Genomic DNA, 25,351 nt, shown 5'->3' with positions numbered 1-25,351 from the left:
ATCGTCTGAATGAGGCGCCCAGACCCGGCTGGTGCTGATCGTGTAAGAGCGGCGAGCCCGCCGGGCCGCAGCCGACGTGAGCCGGGAATCCCGTTCCTTCAGGAGGGGGAGGTTTCCACGCGAGGTGTTCGTGACGGGGCGGCGGCCGGTTCCACTGCCGGTACCTCCGCCGAAGCCCGCCGCCTTGCCCCTCGTGCTGGCCGGGCCGCCGCGGCGGCCCGGCCGGGACGGGCACATGGTGGACGCCGCCGTCGCCGCGCGCTGCCTGGACACCAGCGAGGCGAAGGCGCTCCGCGGCCGTGGGCCGGCCTACCGCTGCTGCACCGCCCGGTGGGCCCGGCCGGCCCGCCCGGCGGCCACCGGATGCCCTCGGGGACCGGCATCCCCGGGCCGGCCGGCCCGGGCGCACCGGGGCTGATGGCGATGTCTGAATCCGGCTCTGGCCGCGCCCCGGTGAATGCCCGGGTGAGCGTCCTGCATGCTGGATCGTGTCCCTGCGGCGTTTCCTATGGGTGGGCCTCTGCGAAATCGAGGATGTGCTGTTCCCCGGCCTCGACGTCGAGTTGGAGCGGCTGATCGTGGAACCGGAGCTCGTAGTGCTGGAGGCGGCGGCATGCGCTCGGCCGCTGTGTGCTCCTCGATGCCCGACCCGCCCCGTACGCTTCACCTTGCGACGAACGGAGGCGAAGAGCACCGCTGGTCGTTTTCACGATTCGCCGTCACGGTCCCGTCACCCATGCCGGCCGTGCAGGGGCGCTGTGCAGGATGATCCGGTCGAAGAGGCCTGCCGCCGGCGGGGCGACAGAAGGGCGCGGGTTCTGCAGCCGCCGGCCGACTCGCCGAAGAGCGTGACGCTGTCCGGGTCACCTGCGAAGGCGGTGGCGTTGCGCTGCACCGCAGAGCCGCCTGCTGGTCGAGGAAGCCGTTGTTGCCGCGCCCGCCGCGATTTGCCAGGGCCGGATGGCGGGGCAGCTCAGGGCGGTGAGCCGGTAGTTGACCCTCACCACGGTCACATCGCCCCCGGCAGCGAGCCGCTGGGCATTCTGCATGGCGCCCGCGCCGTCCGGGTGGTCGCCGCCGATGCGTCATCACCGGCCAGGGCTCGGTGGAGATGCAGCGCGGGACGGTGACAGCCGGCGGGCGTGAGGTTTGTGAGGGCGGGCGATGCCCGGCATGGCGTGCTGGACGCCGTCGCCCCTGGTGGGGGCCAGGTCGGCGTGCAGCAGATGGTGGTCCGAGTACCGAGTGGGATGCACACGGTGCTCGAGCGGGGCGATGCCTCGCAGAAAGATGTAATCGAACGTGCTGTGCCAGTCGGTGGTCGGTTGGCACGTGCCGGCGGGCACGGGGTGACACTGCGGGTCCGTATCCGTGGCCAGAGCCCACATCGCGGAGAGTTCCGGAGCATACGGCACGGCGTTGAAGTCGCCGAGAACGATGGCGCGTTCGTACCGGGCGACGTCTGCGGCAAGTACGCCGACCTGGTCTGCTCGGACTGCTTCCTGACGTCGTTGGGCGAGGTGTGTGTTGAAAATCCGGACGGGCCGGCCGCCCACCATGGTGGTGACCGCGACGTACCCGCGGTCCTCGGATCCTCCGTCGGGGTATTCCACGTTGACGCGGTCTGTCATCGGTGCCGCCGAGAGGACCGCCTGGCCGAAGGCGCCCGGGCTCCACGGCGCTCCGCCGCAGCGGCCCCAATCCCGCAGAACCATCCCGTATGCGACGTGGTAGACCAGCCCGTACATGCTTTCCAGATGGTCCCGGATCCTCTCGACGTCACGGACGCACGCTTCCTGCAGGCCGACGACCTGGGGCGCGTACGCAGCGATCTCCGCGGCCCGGTCGACGTTGCTTTCATCGCAGGGGTTGCAGATGTTCCAGGTCATGACCCGGTTCGCTGCGGCATCCCTGACGGCTTCGACGGGCAGTGACCTGGCGAAGAGGTCACCGCTTGGTGCACTGGGGCCGACGAGCATCATGCACGCCACGACCATGGCGCCCGCGAGCAACCGCGTGCCTCTCCCGAGCACCATCGCCTCCTCGCAGCGGATGAAGACGGCGTCCGCCGTCTTGCTGCACGAGGTTATGGGACGCCAGTGGCGTGGACAGGTGTGCCGGGACTTTGTCAGCGGCGAGGCGCTGCGGTCAGGCCGGCGTACTGTGCGGCCGTGTCCGGCAGGCGGGGAACACCGGTCTCGAGTGAGGGCCCGAAGACCGTGTCGTTCGGGCGTTCACCACGCCGCCGGCGGGTGCAGATGGCCTCGCAGAAGATCGCTGCCTTCCACAGCGCGAGGGCCTGGTACCAGGGGAGCGGAGCGAGGCCGAGGCCTGTGCGGACCGGTAGCGCTCGGTCGGCTGCTGCCTGGTGAGGCAGCCGGGCTCCCGCGTCACCGGGGTGAGTTCGAGCGGGGTGCTCGTGATGTCCGCCTCGGAGTAGGTGGCGGTGACGTAGCCGAGGTCCGCCGGCGGGTCACCGAGTGTCGCCATCTCCCCGTCGAGGATCGCGAGGATCGGTCCGGCTGGGTGGCGTGGGGAGCCCGCCCATGCGGCCGCGGCCTCGTCAGCGCGGTTCGGGGAAGCCGGCAAGGCTCAGCGGCACGGGGGAGGGTTCGGTGCCGGGCGCGGTGGATTGCAGCAGCAGCCGGAAGTGCTCGCGTCAGCGGGCCGCAGGACCAGGTGCATGCCGGTGGCCTGTCCGGCATCGAGCGCGGCCGCCGGCCGTACGCGGTTTCGTGGTGTCGGGCTGTTGATGGGTGCGGCTCGCCGATGAGGGGTTCCGGGTTTCCTCTTGTGCTCGTGGCCGCCCCCCGCTAACTTGATGAACATGTTCAGTGAACGCGTTCAGTCCCGGGCGGCGAAGCGGGAGGCGACACGGCTCAAGGTGCTGGCATCGGCCGAACGGCTGTTCCGTGAGCGGGGGTTCGGTCCCACCACGATCCGTCAGATCGCCGCCGACGCCGAAGTGAGCACGGGCACTGTCATGTCGGTCGGCGACAAGGACGCTCTGCTCGTCGCCATCTTCGACACCTGGATTGCCGCAGTGCACCACAGCCGGGTCGGCCGGCACGGGCAGAGCGATGCGACGCCGCTGACTCCCGCCGCGGCGGCCGGGCAGGTCATGAGCCTCGTCGAGCCTTTCATCACCTATTTCGCCCTGGATCTCGAATTGTCCCGGGAGTACGCCGCGGTCATCGTCCGCGGTGCTCATGAGTCAGAGGTCTTCCGGGCCCTGGCCGGGGTGTTGATCGCCGAGTTGGAGGCGCTCTTGGCCCGTGCGCCGCTCACCGCCGCCGAGGCGCGCGCCGGCGCGCGCACCCTCTACTTCGCTTACCTGGGCATCCTCATGACCGCCGGTCACGGGGCGCTCGATCAGCAGGCCGCGATCGCCCAGTTCGAGGAAACAGTCCGTTTCGTTGTCCGCCACGAAGGAGCTCAACCGTGATCAGCACCCCCGACCCCTGGTGGCCCACCGCACTGCTTGCCGTGGCGCTGTTCTCCGACGCGGTCGTGTCGGTGCGGCCCCCGGCGTTCATTCAGCAATGCCTGCACGGGGTGGGCTTCCCCCGGGAGTGGTGGTGGACGCTCATCGTGGTCAAGCTTCTGGCTGCGGCAGGGCTTGTCGCCGGACTCAGGTATGCGGGTGTCGGCGTCACGGCCAATGCCGCGGTGATCGCCTACTTCGTCTGCGCCGCCTACGCCCACTACCGGGCGGGGTTCTTGAAGCAGGAGTTCTGGCTGAACTGCCTGGGCATGCTCGCGCTGTCGACAGCCGTCCTGTTGCTGTCGTACACATCCACGCTCTGACGGCACCACCCCTCAAAGCCCGGACTTCCTGGGCACGGTGCCGGTCTGCTCGGGTCGTCCGGGCAAGATCCTCGCGTTGTCACGGCTTTCTCGTTCAAGAGCGCGTTCGCAGGACGTCGAGTGCTGTCAGCGCCAGGTGGAGTTCGGTGCGCTGTTCGCCGGATTCGAGGTCGCGGTCGAGCAGGCGCTCGAGGGTGCGCAGGCGTTGGTAGACGGTTTCCCGGGACAGGCCGCCCCGGCGTGCCGCGGTGGTTTTGTTGCCGGCCGCGTCGAGGTAGTGGCGCAGGGTGGTCAGCAGGTCGGTGCCGTGCCGGGTGTCGTGGTCGATGAGGCGGCCGAGCTGTCGTTCGGTGTAGTCCTGGATCCGGGTGTCTTCACGGAGTTCGTACAGCAGGCGGCGCAGGCCGATGTCGGACAGCTCGTGGAAGGAGCGGCCGGGGGGCAGGGGCTGGCCGGGCGGGGTGGCGTCGGTGACGCGGGATGCCTCGCGGAAGGAACGGGCGGTGCTGCACAGGTCTGTGACCTCGGAGCCCACGCTCACGACTGCCTGCGGGGCCATGTCCCGCGCGGTGCTGCCCAGCTGTTCGGCGACAGGTCGCCAGGGCTGGGACGGGCGCAGGGCGAGCAGGATGCCGAGACGGCCGGGAGCCAGCTCGCCGACGAGCGCCGGGATCCCTGCCGTGCGGACCTCCTGGGACAGGCGGGCCTCGAGCACCGCGTCCTCGTGGGCTGTGCGCAGGTCCACGAGTATCGCGAGGAACCGGCTGTTCTCGGTGGGCAGGCCGAGTGCGGCGAAGCGCGTGTGGGTGTCATCGGGGGAGTGGTGGCGCTGTTCGGCGAGATCGCGCAGAGCGTTGCGGTGTGCGGTGCGTTCCCAGGGCGTGGGGTGGATGAGGCGGGCAACGGTCAGGGCCATCGCCGTTCTCTCCAGGACGGTGATGTGCTCCGGGCCGAAGGCCGATCCGTCGGCCGGGGCCGGGAGCATGGCCACACGCCCCCAGCGTTCACCCTGGTACTCCACGGGGGCCACGAGCAAGTCGTCCGCACCGCGTGCGTCGGTGTGTTCGTCGTCGGGCCTCGCGCGTGAACGCTGCTCCCAGCCGGCGAGCGCTTGTGCCACCGTGCTGCCCGAGGGCTCGCAGATCAGTGCCTGGTGCACCAGGTTCTCCAGGACGACCGTGTGGCCGCTCATCTCCGCCGCCGCGCGCACCACCTCCTCGGGTCCCGCGCCGCGCAGCGTGAGGGCGGTGAACGCCTCGTGGATGCGCTGGGTTCTGCGCATCGCGTCGGCCTGGTTGCCGAGGATGAGCGTGTGGACGACCTGGGTGACCTCCAGGAAGTTGACGTCCTTGGCCAGAGTGATGAGCGGAAGGCCGCGGGCGCGGCAGGCGTGCACGAGTGCGTCGGGCGGGCGGTGATAACGCCGTACGAGTTCGATGACCAGGGCTGCGGCGTCGATGTCGGCGAGTTCGTCGACGTACCGGCGCACGCCTGCCGTGTCGTCCGGCAGGGGCATGCCGGTGGTCAGAACGAGTTCGCCGCCTTTGAGGAAGGAGGCCGGGTCGGTCAGTTCCGTGATGTGGACCCAGCGGACCGGCCGGTCGAGGTGGGTGGTGCCGGTGACGACCTGCGGTTGTCCGGCGGCCAGGACGGGCAGGGCCAGGATGTCGGCGACGGTCGGTTGGCGGCCGGCCGGGACAGTGCCGCGGTGGTCCGTTCCCGGCGGGCGGGCTGTCGGGTGGTTCTCGTTCACGGTGCTTCTCCCTGCGTGCCCGGTCACTGTGACAAGCAGCGCTGACCTGCGCAAGGGGCGGACCGGGGTGGCCGGAGCGGCGTGAGCGGCGCCTTGCGGCACCACGGGTTGACACAACGTCCGAACAGCGTGCCCCGGCTGGACAGATCACGCGTTGTGGCCCTGCGCGGCGCCCGGGATGCTCGGGAGGCCGGAACAGGACACGCAGAGCACACACCATGTACACACCACGTACGGCCGGGAGACGAACATGACTGCACTGTCGCCGCACCTTCGCCAGGCCACGCCCGTCGTGGCGGCCCGGGGCGAGGGTGTCCACCTCTACGGCGAGGACGGCCGCCGCTATCTCGACTTCACCGCCGGTATCGGTGTCACCAGCACCGGGCACTGCCACCCCAGGGTCGTGGCCGCGGCGCAGGAGCAGGTGGGCACGCTGGTCCACGGCCAGTACACGACCGTGATGCACCAGCCGCTGCGGCGACTCGTGGACAAGCTCGGCGAGGTGCTGCCGGCCGGTCTGGACAGCCTGTTCTTCACCAACTCCGGCAGTGAGGCGGTGGAGGCCGCACTGCGGCTGGCCCGCCAGGCCACCGGCCGCCCGAACGTCATCGTCTGCCACGGCGGCTTCCACGGCCGAACCGTGGCCGCCGCCGCGATGACCACCTCCGGCACCCGCTTCCGGTCCGGGTTCTCCCCGCTGATGAGCGGCGTGGTCGTCACCCCGTTCCCGACGGCCTTCCGCTACGGCTGGGACGAGGAGACCGCCACCCGCTTCGCGCTGAGGGAGCTGGACTACACGCTCCAGACGATCTCCTCGCCCGCCGACACGGCCGCGATCATCGTCGAGCCGGTACTCGGCGAGGGCGGCTACGTGCCGGCGAACCGGGCCTTCCTTGAGGGCCTGCGGGAGCGGGCGGACCGGCACGGCTTCCTGCTGATCCTGGACGAGGTGCAGACCGGCGTGGGCCGCACCGGCCGCTTCTGGGGCCACGACCACTTCGGCGTCACCCCGGACATCCTGGTCACCGCCAAGGGCCTGGCCAGCGGCTTCCCGCTGTCCGGCATCGCCGCCTCCGAAGCGCTGATGGCCAAGGCCTGGCCCGGCTCGCAGGGCGGCACCTACGGCGCCAACGCCGTCGCCTGCGCCGCCGCCTGCGCGACCCTCGACGTCGTCCGCGACGAGAAGCTCGTCGAGAACGCCGAGGCGATGGGCAACCGGCTGCGCCAGGGCCTGCAGGCGGTGGCCGACCGGACGCCGGCCATCGGCGATGTGCGGGGCCTGGGACTGATGCTGGCCAACGAGTTCGTCACCGAGGACGGCAGCCCCGACCCGCAGACCGCCGCCCGGGTGCAGCAGGCCGCCGTCGACGAAGGCCTGCTCCTGCTGCTGTGCGGCGCCTGGAACCAGATCGTACGGATGATCCCGGCGCTCGTCATCGACGAGACGGCCGTGGACGAGGGCCTTTCGGCGTGGGCGACCGCGGTCGAGGCCGGGACGGCGGGAGCGGCACGGCGATGACGGACACCACCACGGCCCTGGAGCCGCTGGTCGCGCGGCTCGCCGAGACCGCTCCCGGCCTGCGGGTGGAGACCGGCCCGGGTGCCACGGGCATCTATGCCTACGACGCCTCCAACTACCGGGTACCGCCGAGGGCCGTGGTGTTCCCCCGCAGTGCCGACGACGTGGTCGCGGTGCTGCAGGCCTGCCGACAGGCGGCAGTTCCGGTCACCGCGCGCGGCGCCGGCACCAGCATGGCCGGCAACGCGGTCGGACCGGGCGTCGTCCTGGACTTCTCCCGGTACATGAACCGGATCCTGGACATCGATGTTCAGGCGCGCACCGCGCGTGTCGAGGCCGGAGTCGTCCTCGACGCGCTGCACGGCGCGACCGCCCTGCACGGGCTGACCTTCGGCCCCGACCCGTCCTCGCACAGCCGCTGCACCCTCGGCGGCATGATCGGCAACGACGCGTGCGGCAACCGGTCGGTGCGGCACGGGCGCACCAGCAGCCACATCGAGGCCCTGGAGATCGTGACGGCCGACGGCGTGCGGGCCGTCGCCGACCGCACCGGCCTGCACGCCGCCGACCCCTCCGACGCGGACGCCGTCCAGCGTGTCGCCCGCCTCGAGGCGGACGTACGCCGTCTGATCGACACCAACCTGGGCCCGATCCGCACCGAACTGGGACGCATCCCCCGCCAGGTCTCCGGCTACCAGCTGCACCACCTGCTGCCCGAGCACGGCTTCGACATGGCCCGCGCCCTGGTGGGCACCGAAGGCACCTGTGCGGTCGTCACCGCAGCGACGGTCCGCCTGGTGGCGACCGCACAGGCCTCCACCCTGCTGACCCTGGGCTACGACGACGTCGTCGACGCCGCCGAGGACGTGCCGGAGATCCTGCGCTGGTCGCCGACCGCCGTGGAGGGCATGGACGAGGCCATCGTCGCCACCATGCGCGCCCGCCGCGGCCCCGACTCGGTGACCGGGCTGCCCGAGGGGCAGGCCTGGCTGTACGTCGAGCTCGACGGCGACGACCAGGCGGCGGTCGACGCCCGCGCCGCCGAACTGCTGGACGTGCTCAAGGCCCGGGGCCGGATGACCGGCGGACGGGTCGTGCACAGCCCCCAAGAGCGGCGCTCGCTGTGGCGGGTCCGCGAGGACGGCGCCGGCCTCGCCGCCCGCCTGGTGGACGGCGGGGAGTCCTGGCCCGGCTGGGAGGACGCCGCCGTCGCCCCCCAGAACCTCGCCGCCTACCTGCGCGACTTCCGCAACCTGCTGGCCACCCACGACCTGACCGGCGTGCTCTACGGGCACTTCGGCGCCGGCTGCGTCCACGTACGCATCGACTTCGACCTCGCCACGGACACCGGCCGCACCGCCGCACGCCGCTTCCTCTCCGAGGCAGCCACCCTCGTGGTCCTGCACGGCGGCACGCTGTCCGGTGAGCACGGCGACGGACGCGCCCGCAGCGAACTGCTGGAGGTCATGTACAGCCACCACATGATCCGGACGTTCGCCGCCTTCAAGGACGCCTTCGACCCCGAGGGACTGCTCAACCCCCAGATCATCGTCGCCCCCGCCGCGCTCGACGCCGATCTCGCCCTGCACACCCCTGAACTGCTGCCCGTCGACACCCTCTTCTCCTTCCCGCACGACGAGGACGGCTTCGCCGGCGCCGTGCGCCGCTGCGTCGGCGTCGGCCGCTGCCGCAGCGACGCGGGCGGCGTGATGTGCCCCAGCTACCGGGCCACCGGCGAGGAGAACGCCTCCACCCGCGGCCGGGCCCGCCTCCTGCAGGAGATGGTCCGCGGCGAGACGGTCCAGGACGGCTGGCGCTCGAGTGAGGTCAAGGACGCCCTCGACCTGTGCCTGTCCTGCAAGGCCTGCTCCAGCGACTGCCCGGTCGGCGTCGACATGGCCACCTACAAGGCCGAGTTCCTCCACCAGCACTACAAGGGCCGGCTCCGGCCCCGCTCCCACTACTCACTGGGCTGGCTGCCGCTGACCTCCGCCCTCGCCGGATACGCCGCCCGCCCCCTCAACGCGCTGCTGCGCGGACCGGTCGGCACACTGCTCGCCCGCCTCGGCGGCGTGACCACCAAGCGCCGGATCCCGGCCTTCGCCCCCCGCCATGCCCTGCGCAAGGCGCTGCGCACGGCCAAGACGGATGAACCGTCCAGGGCCCTGCTCTTCGTCGACAGCTTCACCCGCGCCTTCCGCCCCCAGGTGGCCGGAGCCGCGAGCCGTGTCCTCGCCGACGCCGGCATCCCCTGCACCACCCAGGACGGCCTGTGCTGCGGCCTGACCTGGGTCAGCACCGGCCAGCTGACCCTCGCCCGCAAGATCATGGCCCGCACGGTCGCCCGCCTCGACAACGGCGACGACCGGCCCATCGTCGTGGCCGAACCCAGCTGCGCCGCCGCCCTCAAACGCGACGTGCCCGAACTCCTTGACACCGATGCCGCCCGCCGGGTCGCGGACCGCGTCCACACCCTCACCGGCGCCCTGACCGACCTCGCCGAACCGGGCTGGACCCCACCGGAACTGCCCGACAACGTCGTGCTGCAGACCCACTGCCACGAGTACGCCACCTTCAAGGGCCGCCACCCCCGCGACCTGCTCAACCGCCTCGGCGTCGGCAAGATCGACGAGGCCGAGGGCTGCTGCGGACTCGCCGGCAACTTCGGCTTCGAGGAACAGCACTACGACACCTCGATGGCCGTCGCCGACCTCGCCCTCAAACCCCGCCTCGACGCCCTCGACACCGATGCACCGGCCGTCGTCGTGGCCGACGGCTTCAGCTGCGCCACCCAGATCGACCACCTCGCCGCAGACCGGGGCATCCGCGCCCTGCACCTGGCAGAACTCCTCGACCCCGCCGCCGACCGACCAGGAGAGACCTCATGACCGACACACCCACGCAGTTGTTCATCGGCGGCGCCTGGGTGGACGCCGCGGACGGCGCCACCCTTCCCGTGGACGACCCCTCGACCGGCGAGATCCTCTGCCACGTCGCCGACGCCGGCCCCAAGGACGCCCGCCTCGCGCAGGACGCGGCCGTCCGGGCGCAGGAGGAATGGGCCCGCACGGCACCCCGCGCGCGCAGCGAGATCCTGCGCCGCGCCTACGAGATCATCCTCGAGCGCACCGACGAACTCGCGCACCTGATGACGGCCGAGATGGGCAAGCCGCTGGCCGAGGCCCGCGGAGAGGTCGCGTACGCCGCCGAGTTCTTCCGCTGGTTCTCCGAGGAGGCCGTGCGCATCGACGGCGGCTTCGCCACCCTGCCCGACGGCCGCAACCGGATGCTGCTCTCCCGCCGCCCGGTGGGCCCCTGCCTGCTGATCACCCCGTGGAACTTCCCGCTGGCCATGGGCACCCGCAAGATCGGCCCGGCGATCGCCGCCGGCTGCACGATGATCCTCAAGCCGGCCCCCCAGACCCCGCTCTCGAGCCTGGCTCTCGCCGCGATCCTGAAGGAGGCCGGCCTGCCCGACGGCGTCCTCAACGTCGTCACCACCTCCCGTGCGGCCGAGGTGTGCGAACCGCTCCTGCGCGGCGGGCACATCCGCAAGCTGTCCTTCACCGGCTCCACGCAGGTCGGACGGCTGCTGCTCGCCCAGAGCGCCGAGGCGGTCGTACGCACCTCGATGGAGCTGGGCGGCAACGCGCCGTTCATCGTCTTCGAGGACGCAGACCTGGACAAGGCCGTGGACGGTGCCATGGTCGCCAAGATGCGCAACATGGGCGAGGCGTGCACGGCAGCCAACCGCTTCTTCGTGCACCGCTCGGTGGCCGACGAGTTCGGCCGGCGCCTCGCCGAGCGCATGGGCGCGCTCGTCGTCGGCCCCGGCACCCGCGACGGCGTCGACGTCGGCCCGCTGATCGACAGGACCGGACGGGCCAAGGTCGAGGACCTGGTCGCCGACGCGGTGCAGCGCGGTGCCCGGGTACTCGTCGGCGGCCGCACACCCGAAGGCCCGGGCTGCTTCTACCCGCCGACCGTACTCACCGACGTGGACCCCGGCAGCCGCCTGATGGACACCGAGATCTTCGGCCCCGTGGCCGCGATCCTCACCTTCGACGACGAGGACGAGGTCGTACGCCAGGCCAACGACACCCCCTGGGGCCTGGTCGGCTACGTCTTCACCGAAGGCCTCGACCGCGCCCTGCGGGTCAGCGAACGCCTGGAGACGGGCATGGTCGGCCTCAACACCGGCCTCGTCTCCAACCCGGCCGCGCCCTTCGGCGGCGTCAAGCAGTCCGGGCTCGGCCGCGAGGGCGGCCGGGTCGGAATCGACGAGTTCCTCGACTACCAGTACCTCGCGGTGCCCGTGCAATGACGGCGGTCATGCCCTGACAACGCCCCATCGCGCACCGTGACGGGCCGCCCCCGTGCCCGGTCCTCCACCGACCGGGCACGGGGACGACGGTCCGTGACCTCGCCGCACCGGCGGGTCTGTACGGAGCCCCGCGGGCACGGGCCCCGGCCCGCGGCGACGGCCGGGTCCCCGGCTTCGGCCGGCCCGCCGCTGCCCGCACCGGTTTGCCGGACGCCCGCCGGCGCACGCAGACACGCCCCTGCCTCGACGGCGAAGCCCCCGGGACACCGCCCCACCACAAGCGGCACGCCCCGGCGCCCACCCTTCCTGCGGCGGGCAGCCGGGCCGGTCGTGTGCGCAGGACTGACGCCTCGGCCGGTCCCGGACTCACCCGAGGATCCGGCGGGCGCCGGGCTCGTCGACCGCGCCCGCGGCTCCCGACCTCTCCACTCCAGAAGAAGGAAGAACATGTCGCTCCTGAAGGCCATCGACACCCATCCCTCCTTCGCCCCGCGCGAGTCCGGCCCGCTCCCGGAACGCCTGATCTCCGGCAACCCCGCCTTCAGGACCTGGGCCCAGGACGCCGCCCGCGGGGAGACCATCCACACGGGCGTCTGGGAAGCGACGCCCGGCGAGACGCGCTCGGTCAAGGACGAGACCTTCGAGTTCTGCCACATCCTCTCCGGCATCGTCGAACTCACGCCGGAAGGCGGCGAGCCGGTGATCTACAAGGCAGGCGACAGCTTCGTCATGAAGCCGGGCTTCGTCGGTGTCTGGAAGACCATCGAAACCGTGCGCAAGATCTACGTGATCGTGACGTGAGGTCAGCCGAGCCGGCGGGCGGTGATCTCCGCCGCCGTCTCGGCCACCAGCCGCCCCAGCTCGGGCAGCCGGCCCGGCTCGAAGCGGGAGCCGGGCAGGGAGACGGCCACGGCGGCCAGCGGGATGCCGTCACCGTCCAGTACCGGTGCCGCGATGGCACAGACACCCTGAAGGTACTGGTTGTGGTTGACGGCGTAGCCACGCTCACCGACCCGGCGCAGCTCCGCCCGGAGCTCCGCCGGGTCGGTGATGGTCTCCTCGCCGTAGCCCTCGAGCGTGTCTGCTGCGACCTCGTCCACCTCGGACGCCGGCAGGTGGGCGAGGACCGCGTGCCCGGCGGCGGTGGCGTGCAGGGGGGAGGTGTCGCCGATGGCGTGGAAGGTGCGTACGGCGTGATCGCAGTCGACGCGGTCGACGACGACCATGCAGTGCAGGGCGTCGGGCACCGACAGGTGGATGGTCTCGTTCACCGCGTCCCGCAGGCGCACCATGGGCTCGCGGGCGGCGGCGAACAGGCTGGAGCCCTGCAGGGCCGCGGGCCGTACGGCCAGCACTCTGGCGCCGATCTCCCAGCGGGTCGTGTCCTTGCGGCTGGCCCGCAGCCAGCCCGCCTCGGACAGGGTCACCAGGGTGCGCTGCACGGTGGACTTGGGGAGTTCGAAGATCTTCGTCAACTCCCCGACGGTGACCGGCTGATGCTGGGCGACCGCCTCCAGGACACGCAGCGATCTGGTGACGCTCTTCATTTCCATCCCAGGTCCCCTCGGCTCTGTGGACTTCTCCTGCTCACCTCTTGACTCCCCCCTGGAGCCCAGGCAATGATCGTGCCGGATTCTAGCACAGCGTTCCACAATGTGGAACGAATCCTCGTACCCGCCCGGTGGTCGGACCGGCCTCGAGGAGCGGCGGGAATCCGGACCCTCGCGGCGACGGACAGCGGTGGCGCCCCGGGCGATGGACAGCGATATGCCCTGGCCGCGCCTCCCGCGCCGCGTGGTGCCACCGTCCTGTGCCCGGCCGGGCACAGGACGGTGGCTGCCGGGCGACGCACCAGGGCCGGCCCCACGTCGGAACGCGGGGCCGGCCCTGGCGGTGCGGGGGCGTCGGCCGCCGCGTCTCGTTCAGGCGCCCTGCCGGCGCCCCGTGATCTCCGCCGCCGTGGCGGCGACGAGGCGGCCCCACTCGGGCACCCGGTCCGCGTCGTACCGGGAATCGGGCATCGAGACGGCCACGGCGGCCAGCGGTGCTCCGCCCTCGTCGAGCACGGGCGCGGCGAGCGCGCAGACGCCCGGCCGGTACTGGTTGAGGTTGACCGCATAGCCGTCGGCACGGATCCGGTCCAGCTCGGCGCGCAGCCCGTCGGCGTCGGCAGGGGTCGTGTCGCTGTAGCGCTCCAGTCCCCGCGTGATGAGTTCCTCGACGTCCTGCTTCGGCAGGTGGGCGAGGACGGCACGCCCGACGGCGGTGGCGTGCAGGGGGGAGGTGTCGCCGATGGCGTGGAAGGTGCGTACGGTGTGGTCACAGTCGACGCGGTCGACGACGACCATGCAGTGCAGGGCGTCGGGCACCGACAGGTGGATGGTCTCGTTCACCGCGTCCCGCAGGCGCACCATGGGCTCGCGGGCGGCGGCGAACAGGCTGGAGCCCTGCAGGGCCGCGGGCCGTACGGCCAGCACCCTGGCGCCGATCTCCCAGCGGGTCGTGTCCTTGCGGCTGGCCCGCAGCCAGCCCGCCTCGGACAGCGTGACCAGGGTGCGCTGCACGGTGGACTTCGGGAGTTCGAAGATCTTCGTCAACTCCCCGACGGTGACCGGCTGATGCTGGGCGACCGCCTCCAGGATGCGCAGCGATCTGGTGACGCTCTTCATTTCCATCCGTTTTCCCCCTGTTTGTTCTCGGAATTCCGGGCCGACACCCTCTTGACTTCTCTCTCGAGCCGCTGTCATTCTCTGTGCCAGATTCTAGCACAGCGTTCCACAATGTGGCACGGCTTCGGGAGTTCCACCGAGTGAGCCGGAAACCCCGAGCCCCGGACGGATGAGAGCTGGCAGGCCCTGACGACCAGCCCCCGCCCGAATCACCCCTCGAATCGAACAGCCTCGCGCCGGGGCCCAGCATGCGCCCCGGTGACACGAAAGGAAACCCTGTGTCAGCTGCCAGGAAGCGTGTCGCCGTCGTCGGCGTCGGAACGATGGGCAGCCAGGCCGCCTGGCGGCTGGCGGCCCGCGGCGCCGAGGTCGTCGGCTACGACCGGTTCGCCCCCGGCCACGACCGCAGTGCCGCCGGCGGTGAGACCAGGATCTTCCGCAGCGCCCACTTCGAGGACTCCCGGTACGTCCCGCTGCTCAAGCACGCCGACGCCCTGTGGGAGCGGCTCCAGCAGGAGACCGGCCGTGAGCTGCGCCGACTGACCGGGTGCCTGCTGATGGGGCCGACCGAGCACCACCAGATGGCCACCGTCCTTGAGTCCATCGCCGAGCACGACCTCGACCACGAGGTGCTCGACGCCCAGGCCCTGGCCAAGCGTCTGCCGCAGTACCGGCTCGAGGACGGCGACGCGGCCGTCCTCGACCGTCGGGCCGGCCTCATCCGGCCCGAGCTGACGGTCCAGACCGCCGCCCGCCGCGCCGAGGAACTGGGCGCGGTGATCCACCGCTACACCACGGTCCGCGAGATCGTGCCCGTCGCGAACGGCGTGGAGATCCGCACCGACGCCGGCAGCGAGCGCTTCGACACCGTCGTCGTCACCCCCGGACCGTGGGTCAACGACCTGCTGCCCGACCTGCCGTGGCAGGTGGACGTCCGCCGCCTCGTCAGCGCCTGGTACGTGCCCACCACCGACGCCTGGTTCGGCGAGGAGCGCCCGGCCTTCATCCGCACCGCGCCCACCCACTGCTACGGCCTGCCCTCCCCGGACGGCGTGTCGGTCAAGCTCGGCCTGTCCCGTGCCCTGCACCGGCTCGCGGGCGACCCGAACCAGCTGGACCGCACGGTGCAGCCGCAGGAGCTGGAGATCTTCACCGAGCTGATCGGGCGGTACATGCCGGACCTGAACCCCGACCCGATCCGCCTCTCCGTCTTCATGGAGGGCTACACCGAAAGCAGCCGCCCGCTGGTCGGCCCGCTGCCCGGCGCCGAGAACGTCATCCTGCTCGCCGGGTTCTCCGGCCACGGCTTCAAGCTCTCGCCCGCCTTCGGCGACATCGCCGCCGACCTGGCGCTGGACGGCACCTCGCCCCAGCCCATCGACTTCCTCTCCACCGTCGGCCGCACGGAGGCGTGACCATGAGCGACACCACCCTCTGCGTCGGCTCCCTTCAGGCCGAGCCCGGTACCACGGCGCGCGGCACCGTCCGGGCCGACCTCGCCACCCTTACCGTCGACATCCCGCTGATCCTGGTCAACGGCTCCCGCCCCGGCCCCCGAGTGGTCATCACCGCGGGTGTGCACGGCGGCGAGTTCCCGCCCATCGACGCCGTCGTACGACTGGCGGACGCCCTGGAACCCGGAAAGGTGAACGGACAGGTCATCATCTGTCCGGTCGCCAACCCCCCTGCCGTGTACCAGGGACGGCTCAACATCTCCCCGGTCGACGGCGTGAACCTCAACCGCGTCTTCCCCGGCGACCCGTCCGGCGGCCCCACCGAGCGGCTGGCCGCCTGGCTCTTCGCCCACCTGGTCGACGGCGCCGACGTCTACATCGACCTGCACTGCGGCGGCATCGACCAGGTCCTGCGGGACTTCGTCGGCTACCGCCTCACCGGTGACGAGGACCTCGACAAGGCCACGGCCGAGCTAGCGGGCTCCTTCGGCATCGAGGACGTCATCCTCGGGCTGACGCCCGAGGGCGGCAACAGCCACGCGGCCGCCGCCCGCCGGGGCATCTCGGCCGTCCTCGTCGAGGTCGGCCAGCTCGGCCAGCGGGACGAGGCCACGGCCCTGCGCCGCGTCGACGGCCTGCTGAAGGCACTTGGCCATCTGGGCGTCCTCGACCAGGACGGCGCCGCCCCGGCGCCGATCCGCCCATGGGTCTGGTCCGCCGGCGTCACCGCCGAGGCCACCGGCCTGTGGTACCCGGAGTTCTCCTTCGACGCCGACGTCATCGGCGACGTCGCCGAAGGCGATCTCCTCGGCCGCATCGTCGACCCGGCCGACGGCCGCGAGCACACCGTCCACGCCCCGGCCGCCGGACGGATCTTCTACGGCATGCACGGCCTCACCGTCGCCCCCGGCAAGGAACTGGCCGCCCTGGCCGTCCCGTGGGACCCCGACACGGCCGCGCGCGCCGACACCCTCCGAGCCCCCGGTCTGGGTGCCGGATCCGACGAGACGCGTCCCCGCCCCTGACCCCCGGTTACAGCCCCCTTCCACGTCCCCAGCCGCTCCCCTTCTCGCGGCCAGCACCACCAGGAGGCACACGATGAAAGATGCCCGAATAGACCGCAGACTGTTCCTGCGAGGAATAGGCGGGGTCACTGCGGGCGTCGCCGCCGCGACCGCCCTCAGCGCCTGTGGCACCGGCACCAGCCGGTCCGGCGCCGGCAAGAGCGGCAAAACGGTGGTCGTCCGCGACAGCGGCGGTTCCTACGGCGCTGCCCTGCAGAAGGCGATCTACACGCCGTTCACCCAGGAATCCGGCATCGGCGTCAAGGTGCTCAACACGGACGACGCCCCGCTGCTCGCCCAGATCAAGCAGGGCCGCCCGCAGTGCGACCTCATCAACAACTCGATGATGTCGCACACCAAGTACGTCAAGCAGGACGCCCTGGAGACGCTGGACCGCGACCGGCTCAAGAGCCTCAAGAGCGCGAAGATCCCCGACAACCAGATCACCGACCACGCCATCGGCAGCGCCTTCTACGGCGCCTGTATGGCGTACCGCACCGACGCCTTCGGCGGCAGGAAGCCCGAGTCGTGGGCGGACTTCTGGGACACCAAGGCGTTCAAGGGCGGCCGCTCGATGTGCCACCCGGACGGCGACCTGCCCGAGCTGGAGTTCGCGCTGCTGGCCGACGGCGTCCCCATGGACAAGCTGTACCCGCTCGATGTGGACCGTGCCTTCAAGGTGCTGACCCGGCTGCGGGCCGACATCAAGAAGTTCTGGGACAGCGGCCCGCTCCCCGGTGTGCTGCTCAGCCGCCAGGAAGTGACGATGTCCACCGTCTGGGACGGCCGGATCGCCGACCTGCAGAAGCAGGGCGTCCCGGTGGAGAGGCAGCTCAACGGCATGCGCCGCCAGTTCCAGGGCTACGCCATCGCCAAGGGCGCGGCCAACGCGGACGCCGCCTACCAGCTGATGGACTTCGCGCTGCGTCCCGAGAGCCAGGCCGCGCTGGCCAAGGCCTTCCCGTCGAACCCGGCCTCCCCGGTGGCCTACGCCAAGCTCACCGAGGACGAGCGCAACGCGCTCGCCGGTGCGCCGCAGTACTACGACAAGGGCTTCGACACGGACATCGACTGGTGGCTGAAGAACGAAGCGGCCGTCACCAAGCGCTGGATGGAGTGGGCTCGTGGCTGAATTCGGTGTCGCCGCACCGTCGGTGAAGGTGTCCGGCAACAAGTCGGCCACCGCGACCGGCAAGTCGCTGTCGGTGGTGGCCCTGCGCAAGACGTACGGGGACGTCGTCGCCGTCGACGAGGCGTCCATGGAGATCGCCGCGGGGGAGTTCGTCACCTTCCTCGGCTCCTCCGGGTCGGGCAAGACCACGACGCTGATGATGATCGCCGGGTTCTGCGAACCCGACTCCGGCACCATCACCGTCGGGGACCGCGACGTCACCAGGCTCGCCCCGCAGAAGCGGAACCTCGGCTTCGTCTTCCAGCAGTACCTGCTCTTCCCGCACATGAGCGTGCAGGAGAACGTCGCCTTCCCGCTCACCCTGCGCGGCGTGGGCAAGGACGAGATCCGCCGCCGGGTCGGGGAGACGCTGGAGATCGCCGGCCTGTCCGGCTTCGCGGGCCGCAAGCCGCGCGAGCTGTCCGGCGGTCAGCAGCAGCGGGTCGCCCTGTGCCGGGCGCTGGTCTACCGCCCGCCGGTCATCCTCATGGACGAGCCGCTCGGCGCCCTGGACAAGAAGCTCCGCGACCAGCTCCAGGTCGAGATCAAAACCATCCAGCAGGAACTCGGCCTGACCGTCATCTATGTGACGCACGATCAGGAAGAAGCGCTGGTCATGTCGGACCGCATCGCGGTGATGCGCAACGGCCTGATCGAGCAGTTCGACACCCCCCGCGAGCTGTTCGAACGCCCCAGGACGCCCTTCGTCGCGGACTTCCTCGGCGCGGCCAACTTCCTGCCCGGCCGCGTGGAGCAGCACACCGACGAGCACACCCTGGTCCGCCTCGACCAAAGCGGCGGCCTGATGAAGGCACGCCGCCACGACCTCGCCTCCGGCACCCGGGTGAAGGTCGCCGTCCAGCCGGGCCGGCTGCGGGCCTGCGCCGCCGACGACGGTTTTTGTACCGGCACGGTGGAGACCGCCACCTACGTGGGCACCCTGGTCCGCGCGGGTGTGCGGATCGACGGCGCTGCTGCGCCGCTGCTGCGCCTGGAAGTACCGGCCGGCCGCGGCCCCGTCACCGGCGAGCAGATCGGGATCACCGCCACCCCGGACGACGTCAACCTCTTCCCCACCGAACAGGGAGGGTGAGCCATGGCCGCCACCCTCACCGCGGGGGCCCCCGCCCGTCCGCGCAAGCTCCTGGCCTCGCGCAAGACCCGCATCGGCATCCTCTACGCGCTGCCCGTCGTCGTCTACCTGCTGGTGCTGTTCGTCTACCCGATCTTCTCCACGCTGTTCCTCAGCCTGCAGAACGCCGACGGATCGCTCACCCTGCACTGGTACGCCGAGGCGCTGACCGGCGTCAACCTCTCCGTCCTGCTCACCACGCTGCGGATCTCCGCGGAGACGGCGCTGTGCAGCCTCGTCTTCGGGTTCCTCCTGGCCAACGCGATCACCCGGCTCAAGCCCATCCTGGCCGGCCTGGCGATGCTGATCGTCGTCGTCCCGCACTTCATCAGCGCCCTGGTGCGCACCTACGGCTGGATCATCATGCTCGGCGACAAGGGCCTGGTGAACGTGTGGGCACCGGGCGGGCCGTACCAACTGCTCTACAACGAACTCGGCGTGGTCATCGGTACCACCTCGATGATGCTGCCCTACACGGTGCTGCTGCTGTACGGCGTGATGCGCGGTGTGGACCGCCGCCTGCTGGCGGCCGCGTCCAGCATGGGCGCAGGCCGGGTGACGATCTTCCGCCGGGTCTATCTGCCGCTGGTCGCCCCGGGACTTGCCAGTGCCGGACTGCTCAGCTTCATCCTGTCGCTGGGCTACTACATCACCCCCGCGCTGATGGGCGGACCCAACCAGTCGATGATCGCCACCCTCATCAACCAGCAGGTGACGAAGGAGAACCAGTGGAACGGGGCGGCCGCCCAGGGCGTCATCCTGCTGCTGCTCACCTTCGCCGGACTGCTGCTGGTCAAGCTCGTCAGCTCGCTGGGCGCCAGCCGTAAGAAGAGGAGTGCGTCATGATGGAACTGCGCAGCAGCCTCGTCGGACGGATCGTCCTGACCGCCATCGCCACTGTGATCCTGCTGTTTTTGGCGCTGCCGATCGTCGTCATCCTCGTCACGTCCTTCAGCGGCAACGCCTTCGCGTCGTTCCCGCCCGACGAGTGGACGCTGAACTGGTACAAGGCGCTGTTCGCCGACGGCAGCAAGTGGCCGGCCGCGCTGTCCCTGTCCGCCCTGGTCGCCGCCTTGAGCACCGTGTTCTCGCTGATCATCGCGGTGACCGCGGCGACCGCCCTGGTCCGCAGCGAACTGCCGCTGCGCTCGGCGGTCTTCGCCCTGGTGCTGGGGCCGCTGGTCATTCCGCAGATCGTCACCGCACTCGGGCTGTTCCTGCTCTTCGAGCCCGCCGCGATGCTGGGCAGCCCGCTCGCCATCGCCCTGGGGCACACGGTGCTGGCCGCGCCGATCGCGGTGCTGATCCTGATCGCGACCCTGCGCGGGATCGACGAACGCCTGGAGGACGCCGCGGCCAGCATGGGCGCCGGCCGCCTCACGATCGCCCGGCGGATCACCTTCCCCCTCGCCGCGCCGGGAATGATCGCGGCAGCGATCTTCTCCTTCATCACCAGCTTCGACGAGTTCTACATCTCCCAGTTCCTGTCCTCGGTCGAGACCGTCACCCTGCCGGTGCAGGTCTACAACTCCCTCACCTTCGAGATAGACCCCAGCGTGACCGCGGTCAGCGCGATCCTCATCGCCTTCGCGGTCCTCGCCCTCGGCCTGGTGGCCCTGGTGCGCTGGCTCGGCTCCGGACGGCAGGACTCCTTGATCTCCGTCGAGAACACGACGGCAATCGCCGCCCCCGGAGGCGAGGCCGTATGACCACCGCCACCGCTCAGCTGACCGCCAACACCGCTCAGCGGCACCTCCTGCTGAACATGACCGCCAACGGATCGCTCGCGATGCCGGGACAGGAACTGTTCGTCGTCAGCCGCGGTGAGGGCCCGTACGTCGACGACGCGCACGGCAGGCGCTACATCGACGGCCTGTCGGGGCTGTACTGCTGCCAGCTCGGCTACTCCTACGGCCCCGAGTTCGCCGAGGCCGCGGAGAAGCAGCTGCGCGAGCTGTGCTACAGCCCGCTGTGGACCGGCTCCGCGCACCCCGCGGCCATCGAACTCGCCGAGCGGCTGTCGCGGATCGCCCCCGTCGACATCGAGCACACCTTCTTCTCGAGCGGCGGCGCCGAAGCCGTCGAGACCGCCTGGAAGATCGCCCGCCGGTACCACGCCCTGCGCGGGGAGCCGGGCCGGGTGAAGGCGATCGCCCGGCGCGGTGCCTACCACGGGCTGACCGTCGCCACCCTGTCGCTCACCGACGACCCCGGGCTGACACAGCCGTACGGTCCGCCGGCGATCGACACCCGGTTCGTGTCGAACACCAACCGCTCCGGCCTCGCACCACAGTTCGCGGACGACGAGGTGTACACGTCCTGGCTGCTCGCCGAGCTGGAGACCGCGATCCTGACCGAGGGCCCGGAGACCGTCGCGATGCTCATCGCCGAACCCGTGCAGAACCGGGGCGGCTGCATCACGCCGCCCAAGGGTTACTGGCAGGGGTTGCGGGCGCTGGCCGACCGGTACGGCTTCCTGCTCGTCGCCGACGAGGTGATCACCGCCTTCGGCCGGATCGGCGAGTGGTTCGGCGGTGACCGCTACGGCGCACGCCCGGACATCGTCACCGTCGCCAAGGGCATCACGGCCGGATACGCGCCCATGGGCGCGACCCTGGTCAGCACCAAGGTCACCGAGGTCATCAACCGGCCCGGTGCAGTCCTCAACCACGGCTACACCTTCGCCGGGCACCCGCTGAGCGCGGCCATCGCCCTGCGCAACCTGGAGATCATGGAGCGGGACCGGATCCTGGACAACGTCCGCGGTCTCCAGGACGACTTCGCAAGGCGCATGGCGGCCCTCAAGGACCTGCCGATCGTCGGCGACGTCCGCGGCACCGGGTTCTTCTACTCCTGCGAACTCGTCGGCGACCTCGACGACGGCGGCTTCAGCGACACCGCCCGAGCCGACCTGATCGCCGACCTGATCCCGCGCCGGCTCCGCGAGGCGGGCCTGCTGGCCCGCGTCTACGACCGGTCCGCGCCGCTGGTGCAGATCGCGCCCCCGCTGATCAGCGACCGCGCTCTGCTCGACCGTATCGCCGCCATCGTCGCGGGCACCCTCGCCGAGGCGTCCGCCCGCATCTGATCCACGTCGTGGAAAGGAACCACATGTACTCCATCGGTTCACTGACCGTCGCCCCCGGCGAGCGCGCCCAGGGCCTCATCCCGGTCGGCACCAGCAGCTACGGCGTGGAGCTCGGCATTCCGCTGATCGTCGTCAACGGCGCCCAGGACGGCCCCGTCCTGTGCGTGGACGCCGGCGTGCACGGCGACGAGTACGACGGCCAGGAGGCCATCCGCCGGGTGCTCGCCGAGATCGACCCGGCCACCCTGCGCGGCACCGTCGTCGGCATCCCCTGCCTGAACACCCCCGCCTTCGAGGCCGCCGCCCGCGCCAGCGGCATCGACCACCTCAACCTCAACCGCATCTTCCCCGGCGACGCGGAGGGCTCCTACTCCCAGCGTCTGGCCGCCACCTTCGTCGAAAAGGTCGTCCCCGCCGTCGACGCCGTGGTCGACCTCCACACCGGCGGCGCCTACGGCGAGATCGCCCCCCTCGTCATCCTCCAGGGCGGCTACGAGGACCTGGCCACCGACCTCGCCCTCGCCGCCGGTCACGAACTGGTCTGGAAGGGCGGCAAGTGGGGCGGCACCGTCCGCCACCCCGTCCTCGCGGCCGGCAAGCCCGCCATCACCATCGAGTGCGGCGGCGCCACCTACCGCGAGACCAACGTCGAGCACCACATGAACTCGATCCGCAACATCCTGCGCAGCCTCGGCATGACCGACGGCGCAGCGGAGCTGCGGGACACCTACACCACCGTCTCCGGCACCTTCGCCCGCTCCGCCTCCGGCGGCTTCTTCGTCGCCCGCGCCGAGCCGGGGGAGACCTGCAAGGAAGGCGACCTGATCGCCACCATCACCGACCACTACGGCAACACGCTGGAGGAGGTCGTCGCCCCGCAGGACGGCATCGTGCTCTGGGTGCGCCGGATCCGCACGGTCCGCCCCGGCGACGAGGTCGTCATCTTCGGCGAGGTGCTGGGGGAGATCCGGCCATGAGCATCGAACTCCCTCTCACCGAGCTGCTGATCGACGGAAAGCAGCTCCCGGCTGCCGACGGCAGGTCGTTCACCGTCCTCGACCCGTCGGTCGGGTCGCCCATCGCCCAGGTGGCCCTGGCCGGCAAGGCGGACGTGGACCAGGCGGTGGCCGCGGCGCGGGCGGCGTTCACCGCCCCCGCATGGGCCGGGATGCGCGCTGCCGACCGCGGCCGCATCCTCTACCGCATCGCGGAGGCGATCCGCCACCAGGGCGAGCGGCTGGCCCGACTGGAGAGCGAGGACGTCGGCAAGCCGCTCAGCCAGGCGAAGGCCGACGTCGAAGCGGCGGCCCGCTACTTCGAGTTCTACGCCGGCGCGGCCGACAAGCTCGGCGGTTCCACCATCCCGCTCGGCCCCGGCCTGATCGACTACACCGTCCGTGAGCCGATCGGCGTCTCCGGCCAGATCATCCCGTTCAACTACCCGCTGCAGAACACCGCGAGGGGCTCCGCCCCGGCACTGGCGGCGGGCTGCACGGTGGTGCTCAAGCCCTCCCCGGAGGCGCCGCTCACCCCGCTGGAGATCAGCAGGATCGCCCTGGAGTGCGGTCTCCCGCCGGGCGTGCTGAACGTGGTCCCCGGCGACGGCGAGACCGGCGCGGCCCTCGCCGGCCACCCGGACATCGACCAGGTCACCTTCACCGGCTCGGTGCCGACCGGCATCAAGGTCGCCCAGGCCGCCGCGGCCAACGTGGTGCCCTCCGTCACCGAGCTGGGCGGCAAGTCCCCGGTCGTCGTCTTCGCCGACGCCGACTTCGACCTGGCGCTGACCGCCATCACGGCCTCGGCGTTCGGCAACGCGGGCCAGACCTGCTCGGCCGGCACCCGGCTGCTGCTCCAGCGCGGCGCCGAGGAGTTCCTCGACAAGCTCGTCGCACACGTGGCATCCCTGCGCGTCGGCCCGGGCCTCACCGACCCGGACGTCGGCCCGCTCGTCGCCGCCCGGCAGCGCGACCGGGTGCTGGACTACCTGCAACTGGCCCGCGAGGAGGGAGCCGTGGCACGGGCCGGCGGCCGAGCACCGTCCGACCCCGAGCTGGCCGACGGCTACTACGTCGAGCCGACCGTCCTCACCGGCCTGACCAACGACGCCCGCTGCGCCCGCGAGGAGATCTTCGGCCCCGTCGTCACCGTCATCGAATTCGACGACACCGACGAGGCCCTGGACATCGCCAACGACAGCCCGTACGGCCTCGCCTCCTACGTCTGGACCCGCGACATCGACAAGGCCATGCGCCTGGCCGAGGGCATCCGGGCCGGACAGGTCTACGTCAACGCCACCGGCGTCGGCACCGGCGTCGAACTCCCCTTCGGCGGCTACAAGCACAGCGGCTGGGGCCGGGAGAAGGGACTGGCGGGCCTCGACAGCTACCTGCAGACCAAGAACGTCTGCATCGGATTCGGGAGCCGGTCATGAGATACCGCGCGCTCGGTGCACGCGGCCCGATCGTCTCCGTGGTGGGCGTCGGCGGCAACAACTTCGGTTCCCGCCTCGACGAGGACGGAACGAAGGCTGTCGTCCACGCGGCCCTCGACGCCGGGATCACCCTGTTCGACACCGCCGACATGTACGGCGGGTCCGGGGAGAGCAGCACCGGGCGCGGTGACGGCGAACGGCTCCTCGGCGCCGCCCTCAAGGGGCACCGCGACGAGGTCGTGCTGGCCACCAAGTTCGGCATGGAGATGGGCCCCGGCGCCGACCTGTACGGCCGGCGCGGCGCCCGCGCCTACATCCGGTACGCCGTCGAGGCATCGCTGCGCCGGCTCGGCACCGACCGGATCGACCTGTACCAGTACCACGAGCCGGACGGCGTCACCCCGCTGGAGGAGACGACCGCCGCGCTCCGAGAGCTGGTGGACGAGGGCAAGATCGGCCACATCGGCTGCTCCAACCTCCCGGCCGAGGACCTCACCGACGCCTTCGTCTCCACCCAGGCCCGCTACCACCTGCTCGACCGAGCTGTGGAGCGGGACCTGATCCCGGCCTGCCTGCGCCACGGCGTCGGTCTGCTGCCGTACTACCCGCTGGCCAACGGCCTGCTCAGCGGCAAGTACCGGCGCGGCGAGCAGCCCCCGCCCGGCAGCCGCCTGTCCTGGCGCCAGGGCTGGCTCACCGACGCGGCCCTGGACAGGGCCGAGGCGCTCACCGCGTACGGCGCCGAACGCGGCCTGACCCTCCTCCAGGTCGCGGTCGGCGCACTGGCCGCGCTGCCCGCCGTCGGCTCCGTCATCTGCGGAGCCATGACCCCCGAACAGGTCACCGCCAACGCGGCGGCGGCCGACTGGATCCCCGACCCGGCCGACCTGGCCGCACTCGACGCGATCGCCACCCCCGGCGAACGCGTCGTCTGAA

The 25,351-nt window shown here is 71.3% G+C and carries 21 protein-coding genes; 16 read left to right on the top strand and 5 right to left on the bottom strand.

Annotated elements, in window-relative coordinates; genetic code table 11:
- Positions 1-730: 730 nt before the first annotated feature.
- Together ACF08N_RS26640 and ACF08N_RS26635 are read right to left on the bottom strand one after the other, a co-directional pair.
- The gene (locus ACF08N_RS26640) at positions 731-895 is read right to left on the bottom strand and encodes a carboxylesterase family protein (protein WP_392327213.1); all 165 of its coding nucleotides are present in this window, start codon (positions 893-895) and stop codon (positions 731-733) included.
- Positions 896-1,088: 193 nt separating this feature from the next.
- Positions 1,089-2,036 (bottom strand): endonuclease/exonuclease/phosphatase family protein, encoded by a 948-nt coding sequence (locus ACF08N_RS26635; protein ID WP_392327212.1) that lies wholly within the window; start codon positions 2,034-2,036, stop codon positions 1,089-1,091.
- A 791-nt stretch (positions 2,037-2,827) separates the two neighbouring features.
- Between ACF08N_RS26635 and ACF08N_RS26630 the strand changes: the two genes are divergently transcribed.
- Both ACF08N_RS26630 and ACF08N_RS26625 read left to right on the top strand, forming a co-directional pair.
- Positions 2,828-3,445, top strand: a complete 618-nt coding sequence (locus ACF08N_RS26630; RefSeq protein WP_392327211.1) for a TetR/AcrR family transcriptional regulator — start codon at positions 2,828-2,830, stop codon at positions 3,443-3,445.
- A complete protein-coding gene (locus tag ACF08N_RS26625; protein WP_392327210.1) occupies positions 3,442-3,807 on the top strand; it encodes a DoxX family protein in 366 nt (121 codons plus the stop codon). The genes ACF08N_RS26630 and ACF08N_RS26625 overlap by 4 nt, the downstream gene beginning before the upstream one ends.
- A gap of 94 nt (positions 3,808-3,901) precedes the next feature.
- Here ACF08N_RS26625 and ACF08N_RS26620 read toward each other — a convergent pair whose 3' ends face one another.
- Complete coding sequence (locus ACF08N_RS26620; RefSeq protein ID WP_392327209.1) at positions 3,902-5,560, bottom strand: PucR family transcriptional regulator; 1,659 nt, start codon at positions 5,558-5,560, stop codon at positions 3,902-3,904.
- A gap of 250 nt (positions 5,561-5,810) precedes the next feature.
- On the opposite strand from ACF08N_RS26620, the gene ACF08N_RS26615 reads away from it, so the two are divergent.
- The 4 genes from ACF08N_RS26615 (at position 5,811) to ACF08N_RS26600 (ending at position 12,204) form a co-directional block, all read left to right on the top strand.
- Positions 5,811-7,079: an aspartate aminotransferase family protein gene (locus ACF08N_RS26615; RefSeq protein ID WP_392327208.1), complete on the top strand. Its 1,269-nt coding sequence runs from the start codon at positions 5,811-5,813 to the stop codon at positions 7,077-7,079.
- Complete coding sequence (locus tag ACF08N_RS26610; protein ID WP_392327207.1) at positions 7,076-9,967, top strand: FAD-binding and (Fe-S)-binding domain-containing protein; 2,892 nt, start codon at positions 7,076-7,078, stop codon at positions 9,965-9,967. Before ACF08N_RS26615 ends, ACF08N_RS26610 begins: the two co-directional genes overlap by 4 nt.
- The gene (locus tag ACF08N_RS26605; protein WP_392327206.1) at positions 9,964-11,403 is read left to right on the top strand and encodes an NAD-dependent succinate-semialdehyde dehydrogenase; all 1,440 of its coding nucleotides are present in this window, start codon (positions 9,964-9,966) and stop codon (positions 11,401-11,403) included. Before ACF08N_RS26610 ends, ACF08N_RS26605 begins: the two co-directional genes overlap by 4 nt.
- Before the next feature lie 447 nt (positions 11,404-11,850).
- Positions 11,851-12,204, top strand: coding sequence for a cupin domain-containing protein (locus ACF08N_RS26600; protein ID WP_392327205.1), 354 nt, complete (start codon positions 11,851-11,853; stop codon positions 12,202-12,204).
- Positions 12,205-12,206: 2 nt separating this feature from the next.
- Here ACF08N_RS26600 and ACF08N_RS26595 read toward each other — a convergent pair whose 3' ends face one another.
- Both ACF08N_RS26595 and ACF08N_RS26590 read right to left on the bottom strand, forming a co-directional pair.
- The gene (locus ACF08N_RS26595) at positions 12,207-12,950 is read right to left on the bottom strand and encodes an IclR family transcriptional regulator (RefSeq protein ID WP_392327387.1); all 744 of its coding nucleotides are present in this window, start codon (positions 12,948-12,950) and stop codon (positions 12,207-12,209) included.
- A gap of 375 nt (positions 12,951-13,325) precedes the next feature.
- Positions 13,326-14,072, bottom strand: coding sequence for an IclR family transcriptional regulator (locus ACF08N_RS26590; protein WP_392327386.1), 747 nt, complete (start codon positions 14,070-14,072; stop codon positions 13,326-13,328).
- A 278-nt stretch (positions 14,073-14,350) separates the two neighbouring features.
- On the opposite strand from ACF08N_RS26590, the gene solA reads away from it, so the two are divergent.
- The 10 genes from solA to ACF08N_RS26540 all read left to right on the top strand — a co-directional run bounded on the left by solA (position 14,351) and on the right by ACF08N_RS26540 (position 25,350).
- Positions 14,351-15,487, top strand: coding sequence for an N-methyl-L-tryptophan oxidase (gene solA, locus ACF08N_RS26585; protein ID WP_392327204.1), 1,137 nt, complete (start codon positions 14,351-14,353; stop codon positions 15,485-15,487).
- Between the two features lie 2 nt (positions 15,488-15,489).
- The gene (locus ACF08N_RS26580; RefSeq protein WP_392327203.1) at positions 15,490-16,551 is read left to right on the top strand and encodes a succinylglutamate desuccinylase/aspartoacylase family protein; all 1,062 of its coding nucleotides are present in this window, start codon (positions 15,490-15,492) and stop codon (positions 16,549-16,551) included.
- Between the two features lie 73 nt (positions 16,552-16,624).
- The gene (locus ACF08N_RS26575; RefSeq protein WP_392327202.1) at positions 16,625-17,722 is read left to right on the top strand and encodes an extracellular solute-binding protein; all 1,098 of its coding nucleotides are present in this window, start codon (positions 16,625-16,627) and stop codon (positions 17,720-17,722) included.
- The gene (locus ACF08N_RS26570; RefSeq protein ID WP_392327201.1) at positions 17,715-18,854 is read left to right on the top strand and encodes an ABC transporter ATP-binding protein; all 1,140 of its coding nucleotides are present in this window, start codon (positions 17,715-17,717) and stop codon (positions 18,852-18,854) included. Before ACF08N_RS26575 ends, ACF08N_RS26570 begins: the two co-directional genes overlap by 8 nt.
- A gap of 3 nt (positions 18,855-18,857) precedes the next feature.
- Positions 18,858-19,739 (top strand): ABC transporter permease, encoded by an 882-nt coding sequence (locus ACF08N_RS26565; RefSeq protein ID WP_392327200.1) that lies wholly within the window; start codon positions 18,858-18,860, stop codon positions 19,737-19,739.
- Complete coding sequence (locus ACF08N_RS26560; RefSeq protein ID WP_392327199.1) at positions 19,736-20,602, top strand: ABC transporter permease; 867 nt, start codon at positions 19,736-19,738, stop codon at positions 20,600-20,602. Before ACF08N_RS26565 ends, ACF08N_RS26560 begins: the two co-directional genes overlap by 4 nt.
- Positions 20,599-21,981: an aminotransferase class III-fold pyridoxal phosphate-dependent enzyme gene (locus tag ACF08N_RS26555; RefSeq protein ID WP_392327198.1), complete on the top strand. Its 1,383-nt coding sequence runs from the start codon at positions 20,599-20,601 to the stop codon at positions 21,979-21,981. Before ACF08N_RS26560 ends, ACF08N_RS26555 begins: the two co-directional genes overlap by 4 nt.
- A gap of 8 nt (positions 21,982-21,989) precedes the next feature.
- Entirely contained in the window at positions 21,990-22,958 is a 969-nt protein-coding gene (locus ACF08N_RS26550; RefSeq protein WP_392327197.1) for a succinylglutamate desuccinylase/aspartoacylase family protein, read from the top strand.
- Positions 22,955-24,415, top strand: a complete 1,461-nt coding sequence (locus tag ACF08N_RS26545) for an aldehyde dehydrogenase family protein (RefSeq protein WP_392327196.1) — start codon at positions 22,955-22,957, stop codon at positions 24,413-24,415. The genes ACF08N_RS26550 and ACF08N_RS26545 overlap by 4 nt, the downstream gene beginning before the upstream one ends.
- Complete coding sequence (locus tag ACF08N_RS26540) at positions 24,412-25,350, top strand: aldo/keto reductase (protein WP_392327195.1); 939 nt, start codon at positions 24,412-24,414, stop codon at positions 25,348-25,350. Before ACF08N_RS26545 ends, ACF08N_RS26540 begins: the two co-directional genes overlap by 4 nt.
- Position 25,351 lies beyond the last annotated feature (1 nt).

It is taken from the genome of Streptomyces sp. NPDC015127 (assembly GCF_043080095.1).
Taxonomy (GTDB): Bacteria; Actinomycetota; Actinomycetes; order Streptomycetales; family Streptomycetaceae; genus Streptomyces.
The sequence above is the reverse complement of the archived record's forward strand: the minus strand, read 5'-3'. Positions and strand labels throughout refer to the sequence as shown.

Coding starts and splice junctions, on each gene's coding strand:
- ACF08N_RS26540 (WP_392327195.1), top strand. CDS start 24,412: ATGAGATACCGCGCGCTCGGTGCACGCGGCCCGATCGTCTCCGTGGTG.
- ACF08N_RS26630 (WP_392327211.1), top strand. CDS start 2,828: ATGTTCAGTGAACGCGTTCAGTCCCGGGCGGCGAAGCGGGAGGCGACA.
- ACF08N_RS26590 (WP_392327386.1), bottom strand. CDS start 14,072: ATGAAGAGCGTCACCAGATCGCTGCGCATCCTGGAGGCGGTCGCCCAG.
- ACF08N_RS26555 (WP_392327198.1), top strand. CDS start 20,599: ATGACCACCGCCACCGCTCAGCTGACCGCCAACACCGCTCAGCGGCAC.
- ACF08N_RS26595 (WP_392327387.1), bottom strand. CDS start 12,950: ATGAAGAGCGTCACCAGATCGCTGCGTGTCCTGGAGGCGGTCGCCCAG.
- ACF08N_RS26545 (WP_392327196.1), top strand. CDS start 22,955: ATGAGCATCGAACTCCCTCTCACCGAGCTGCTGATCGACGGAAAGCAG.
- ACF08N_RS26605 (WP_392327206.1), top strand. CDS start 9,964: ATGACCGACACACCCACGCAGTTGTTCATCGGCGGCGCCTGGGTGGAC.
- ACF08N_RS26635 (WP_392327212.1), bottom strand. CDS start 2,036: ATGGTGCTCGGGAGAGGCACGCGGTTGCTCGCGGGCGCCATGGTCGTG.
- ACF08N_RS26560 (WP_392327199.1), top strand. CDS start 19,736: ATGATGGAACTGCGCAGCAGCCTCGTCGGACGGATCGTCCTGACCGCC.
- ACF08N_RS26580 (WP_392327203.1), top strand. CDS start 15,490: ATGAGCGACACCACCCTCTGCGTCGGCTCCCTTCAGGCCGAGCCCGGT.
- ACF08N_RS26615 (WP_392327208.1), top strand. CDS start 5,811: ATGACTGCACTGTCGCCGCACCTTCGCCAGGCCACGCCCGTCGTGGCG.
- ACF08N_RS26600 (WP_392327205.1), top strand. CDS start 11,851: ATGTCGCTCCTGAAGGCCATCGACACCCATCCCTCCTTCGCCCCGCGC.
- ACF08N_RS26575 (WP_392327202.1), top strand. CDS start 16,625: ATGAAAGATGCCCGAATAGACCGCAGACTGTTCCTGCGAGGAATAGGC.
- ACF08N_RS26610 (WP_392327207.1), top strand. CDS start 7,076: ATGACGGACACCACCACGGCCCTGGAGCCGCTGGTCGCGCGGCTCGCC.
- ACF08N_RS26565 (WP_392327200.1), top strand. CDS start 18,858: ATGGCCGCCACCCTCACCGCGGGGGCCCCCGCCCGTCCGCGCAAGCTC.